The sequence below is a fragment of the Paragemmobacter kunshanensis genome (assembly GCF_011059185.1).
Taxonomy (GTDB): Bacteria; Pseudomonadota; Alphaproteobacteria; order Rhodobacterales; family Rhodobacteraceae; genus Paragemmobacter; species Paragemmobacter kunshanensis.
This window is the reverse complement of sequence record NZ_JAALFE010000059.1, coordinates 1-5,452: the sequence shown is the minus strand read 5'-3', so window position 1 is coordinate 5,452 and position 5,452 is coordinate 1. Positions and strand designations below refer to the sequence as shown.

Here is a 5,452-nt window from a genome sequence, read left to right as displayed (position 1 = left end):
CATCGGCTTCTTGAAGCGGATGGTGTCGCGGGCGAAGAGCAGGAAACGGCGGAACGAGGCGATCTGGTCGAAGTCCTACTAGAACGTTCCGGACTCGATCCCTCGAATGTGCAGACGGTAGTCATGGGACAAGTGGTTCAGGCGGGTGCCAGAATGAACCAGTCGCGCCAGGCCGCGATCGGTGCCGGGATACCCGTCGATGTACCGGCAATGACGGTCAACAGAGTGTGCGGTTCAGGATCTCAGGCGATCGCCTCGGCGGCTCAGGAAATCATGCTTGGGCATGTCGATTGCGCGGTTGCTGGCGGGATGGAGAACATGGACCAGGCCCCCTACATTGTTCAGCAGGGGCGGTGGGGCTATCGCATGGGCGATGGCCATTGGAAGAGTTTCGGGTCGTTTCCGGTTAACTCCTAAGAAATGGGGTGTTTCTTAGGCTGATAATGCAAACCCTTCCAAACCCTTCCACCCTTCCAAACTGGTTAAATTCTCGCACGAAACGGCAAAGTTCCCGGTAGTTCTGGGATTTTCAGCGACAGCCCTTTGCAGCGCATGCCATTAGATTGAACAATCCGGATACCGGATTTTCCGCGCAACCACAGACCGAACCGGGTTTCGGAAACTGGTTCCTCGCCGCGTGTGGATTTCCAGATTCGGTAGTTCTGGTAAACTTCACGGCTGCGAGGCCAAGCGGAGATAGATCGGCCGTCATCCAGCACGATTTCCGCACATTCCATCAGCCACAGGTCCGGGGTTGATTGCGCGGCAAAGTATTCCTCGCTTGTCGCTTCGATCGCAGCCGACGGGTTGAATCTGCGGCTCGCCTCGATCCACATACGATGACCCTCGACCAGCCAGTGAAGGATTGCCCCCGCTTCGGACCGCAGCCGGTCCGGCAACGTCACGTCCTCTCGACCGCTGAAATCCGCGGCAAAGGGCACGATCCGCAACCGGCGCTTCATCGCCACATCGGTCGCCCTGATCTGGGGAAGATCGTTACCGATCAGGAACAGTTTGAAGGTCCGCGGAAAGTCAAAGAAATCGCCCCGCATGTAGCGTGCGGTTATGCGGGCATCACCGCTCACAGCCTTCAGCAGCGCCTCATTGAAGTACCGACCGCTTGGAACCTCATTCGCATAAGCCAGACGCGCCCCGACCAGAGTTGTCAGGCCGGTTGGATGTGGATCATTCTTGCCCGCGACAAAGGTTTCCGCGGGCACCGTGCGGGCATAGGTGCCCATCGCGTGCGCTACGGCTTCGATCAGTGCGGACTTGCCGTTGCGCCCACCCCCATGAAGGTAGGCGATCCAATGATCTTCGACTGCCCCGGAAAGCGAAGCGCCAAGGCCAGTTTGCAGATCGCGCGCAAGTTCCTGATCACCACAGGTCACATCTGAAATGAACGTCCGCCAGGTCGTGCCCGGTTCGGTGTCCAGATCGGCACCGGTAATCGCCGTGATCAGGTCGGCAGGATCGTGCGGCCGGACAGCACCGGTCCGCAGATCGATCGTGCCGGACGGTGTATTGAGCAGATAATGATCCGCATCGAATTGATCCTGCGTCCGCAGAAAGGCCGGATCGGCTTCGCAAGCAGTCAGGACCGCCTGCCAAAAGCCGAGTGATCGAGTTCGCTTTTCTTCAGCGCCAGATGCAGCGACACAGAAACGCCGGATGTGATCCAGCATCGCGCCGTCGGGCAGCATCCGCCATCGCTTGCCGGTCCATTCGAACCAGACGCCGCGCGTCACGTTGAAGATGAAGCGGCACTGGTTCTCATGTGTAAATGCGTTGGCAAGGTCATCGTTTGTACCAAGTCCGATCAGCCGCTGCGTAATGCGTTCGCCCGCGTAGGCGCGGCCCTGATACACCTGCCGCACCTTTTGCAGCCCGGTCATAATGGTGCTGTGGACATAATCGTTACGATCGAGTTTCGCCCTGCCCTGCGCCAGCGCCGACATGCGCCACAACCGTTCCACCCGCGCCGCATCCTTGCCGGTCCAGAATCCCAGATGCATCACAATCGCTGCATCTGCCGCACTGCGATCATACGGTTCGCCCGCGGTGCTGGTCGGATAGAACCGCGACAGGGCTGCGGCGTTGCCTGTCCACAGATCGCGGAAACTGGCGTGCTGCCCGAACAGGACCGCAACGCTACCCTTCGATGCCATGGCTTGCCCGATCAGGGTCAGGTCGTCGGTCGGACCATTCCATTCCGGCACCGGTCCAGAGTCGGGAATGCCGGTCAGCGCTGGATCGGGACGGTCAGGCACCCATGCGGATACAAAAGCGGTCAGATCGGTGCGCGGATCGCCCTGCAGCCCGATCCCGGTCAGCGCGACGAAACGACCCGACACATAGCATTCTTTGTCACCGCCCCATTTGCGCCGCTTCCGTTCCATCACCCGCTGGTCGCACGTTCCGATGGTGTGCAGGCCGGTGCCCGACTGCGATATTTCCATCAGCGCACCGGAACAGCCCGCGACGACCTGTTGCGCCTCGATCGACCATTCACCGCTCAGCGGATCGCGGCAACCGTCCAGGTCGATGAACACAAACGGGTCATCCTTGGTCAGGACAAACGCCACATTCCGACCCGTCGCCGCCGCTTGCGCGTAGGTCATCCAATTCTTCGGATCGGTGTGGTCAATCGCGCGACCATCAGGACCACAGGGCACCTTGTCGGGCTTTTCGCCGGGCAGCTTTTGCACCAGTACCCAATTGCAAAACTGCGGCGGCAGCAGATCAAACGGTGAGGGTGTGGTCATTTCGGTACTTCCGGGCCGCGCGGTAATATGTTACCACAACGGCCAGCCTTTGAGTGGTTTCGGGGGCGTCAGACTTGTGCCGCGGTCGGATTGACTCCCTGACCGCGGCCTTTCTGTTTCAGGCGGCAGACGGCACGCCCGGCAATCCGGGCAGGGAATGCGACGGCACGCCCGGCAAAGCCGGCAAGGGGCGTTGCGCCTTGTCCCAAGCATCCAGTTCGGCCCTAGACCAAAGCTTGCGGCGACCGAATTGGTAAGGCTGCGGAAACCCCTTCGTTGGATCATTCGCCCATCTAGGCGGCGTCGCGCGGCAAACATGATAGCGTTCAGCGACCTGATCGAGTGTCACATAGTACGTCATTTTTCCACCCAACCATGAACGCACGTCCGAATACCCGGTTGAATCCCTTCCCTGTGGGCGTCGATCGCCAGCGCCACCCGTTCAGCATCAAGCCGCAACGGGTTTTCCGCCTGTTCCTCAAGTCGGTAATCCGGGGTCATGAGGATGATCCATCGAATGATCGGCCAATCAGCGACTGGATCGATTTCGACACCCAGCACGATGCGCAATAGAAAGTTTATCGCGGCCGTTTCGACGTCGCCGGACACCGAGTGTATCTCGAATTGAATTCCCATTTCGTCACCTGCTTTTGTGCAACATTCGGTCACACTAGCAGCGACTTAATGTTCAGTCGGGTCCCGCTACTTTCCGGTTTTTTTCCTTTCTTTTCAAAGCTTCGCGGTGAATCTTGATTTGCGCAAGATCGCATCCTTGACCGCGCAGTAGCGACGCAAGAAGGGCGTCAATCGGCTTTGGAGGCACTTCGGATTGATCATCCCATTTCAAGGAAGTAAGCTTTGCGGCGCTGGCATCGACCTTTCCGATAGCTGTGCATATTCGCTTTACAGCGTCGGAAAACGCATCAACCTCCCGAACTACAGGAACGAGGTCGATTTCAAATCGCGCAATCGCTTTCTGTTCTCTGTCCTTTTGCGGCGCGGCACCCATTTCTGGCGTCAGCATCGTGACCAACCGGGTGATGAAATAATCCCCCGACCTGTTTTTCAACGCGCGCTTGAACTCTGCGCGACTTATAGTTGCCTGATCGGGAAAGTTCCGGTTTGCATGGTACACTTCGACCGCACCTTCTACCGCAGAGCGGGTAGCTGGGTCGAATTCAATGCCAAACCTCTTTTCCCAGCTTTCCCAATCAATCATGGGGCGCGGCTGGACCCACGCAGCACCAAAGTCCGGCACGACGTATTTTCGCGGTCCTTTATTGCCCATGCGCCAGCCTCACCACGTTGTCAGGCTCCCCCTCAACCAGCGACAGGACCATGCGCGACCACGCTTCCAGCGCCGCCCGCTTTTCATCGGCATAGTCGTGCCGCTGATAGACCGCCACGATCCCGCCACCGGTGCCGCTCACATGATTCAGGACCGCTTCGGTCACCCGAACGGCGATACCTAGCCGCGCCATGCCGGTTGCAGCCGTGCGGCGCAGATCGTGAAAGGTCCAGTGCGGGATTTCCACAGGTTCGCCGCGTTCCTTGGCGGCAATCTCGCTCATCTTCTCGGCAAGGTGCTGGCGACCCTTGTGGAAACCACTGACTGGCGTTGTGGCCGTGGTCGTGAAGATGAATCGGACCACCCCCTTTTCATCCGCTACTCGCGGCACCGCTTCCAAAATGTCCCGCACCGCTTCCGACAGGGGTACATCGTGCGCGCGGGCGTTCTTTGTTCGATCGTTGGAACGCGAAAATCTCGGGCTGAAACGACCCGCGAACCGCTGGGCTACGGTCGGGTCAGACCCGGGTCTGGCGGCGGAATAGGCCGGCGCCGGGGCGCCTGTCGTCCCGGTCCCTCACGCTTTCAGGTGGATCTGCAACCGCTAGAAGCTCGCCTTATTGCCGCCGGGGGGCGCGGATTCTGCCAGAAAGCCATCAAGGCCCGGCCAGAGCCGGATCGCGCGGTCGATCTGCGGGTCGCTTCCGGCGACATAAAGCCCGGCATGGATCATCATCTCGGCCTGATCATAGATGGATAAGAGCCTGCGCGCCTCGGTGATCACGTCGTTCTCTGCATCGGTTGCGGCACCGGGCAGGCTGCGCGAGACCGAGCGCAAGAGATCCACCGCCGGATAGCGGCCACGCTCGGCAATCTCGCGGCTGAGCACGACATGGCCGTCCACCGTGCCGCGAATGATATCGGCAATCGGCTCTTCCATATCCGAGCCGGCGACCAGAACCGAAAACACTGCCGTAATATCGCCGGGCCCGTCGCTGCCCGGCCCCGCCCGTTCGCATAAAGACATCAGTGCATGGGCGGTCGAGGGCGGATAGCCCCGCAGCGAGGCCACCTCGCCCGAGGCCAGCGCGACCTCGCGATGCGCTTCGGCAAAGCGGGTGACGGAATCGACCAGCAGCAGCACATGTTTGCCAAGGTCGCGGAAATACTCGGCCACCGTCATGGCCGAGAGGAGGCAGCGTTTGCGCATCAGTGGTGACTGATCCGAGGTTGCGGTGACGACGACCGCGCGCGCCATGCCATCCGGCCCCAGCACCTTATCGGTGAATTCCCTCTATAATAATAATAATCGAGCATGAGTCTCATCCTGCATTCCCCAAGTGGCGTGTCGTTTGAGGTGAAGATCGCCTGTATCCGAGCGCTAGACAAGGATTTTCTG

At 59.8% G+C, this 5,452-nt stretch carries 4 protein-coding genes and 2 pseudogenes; 1 reads left to right on the top strand and 5 read right to left on the bottom strand.

Features of this window, described 5'->3' with window-relative positions:
- Positions 1-123 precede the first annotated feature (123 nt).
- On the top strand, positions 124-417 hold the full coding sequence (locus tag G5V65_RS21435; RefSeq protein ID WP_241250698.1) for a thiolase family protein: 294 nt from the start codon (positions 124-126) through the stop codon (positions 415-417).
- 65 nt (positions 418-482) lie between these two features.
- Here the strand turns inward: G5V65_RS21435 and G5V65_RS21430 are convergent, their stop codons facing one another.
- From G5V65_RS21430 to fliI, 5 genes and pseudogenes are all read right to left on the bottom strand, one after another.
- A complete protein-coding gene (locus G5V65_RS21430; RefSeq protein WP_165054564.1) occupies positions 483-2,765 on the bottom strand; it encodes a phage/plasmid primase, P4 family in 2,283 nt (760 codons plus the stop codon).
- Between the two features lie 357 nt (positions 2,766-3,122).
- Positions 3,123-3,401, bottom strand: coding sequence for a hypothetical protein (locus tag G5V65_RS21425; RefSeq protein ID WP_165054562.1), 279 nt, complete (start codon positions 3,399-3,401; stop codon positions 3,123-3,125).
- Positions 3,402-3,453: 52 nt separating this feature from the next.
- The gene (locus G5V65_RS21420; RefSeq protein WP_165054560.1) at positions 3,454-3,984 is read right to left on the bottom strand and encodes a hypothetical protein; all 531 of its coding nucleotides are present in this window, start codon (positions 3,982-3,984) and stop codon (positions 3,454-3,456) included.
- Between the two features lie 58 nt (positions 3,985-4,042).
- A pseudogene (locus tag G5V65_RS21415) lies at positions 4,043-4,498 on the bottom strand (tyrosine-type recombinase/integrase); the annotation flags it as partial.
- A 159-nt stretch (positions 4,499-4,657) separates the two neighbouring features.
- Positions 4,658-5,347 (bottom strand): annotated as a pseudogene (gene fliI / locus G5V65_RS21410) (flagellum-specific ATP synthase FliI); the annotation flags it as partial.
- Positions 5,348-5,452 lie beyond the last annotated feature (105 nt).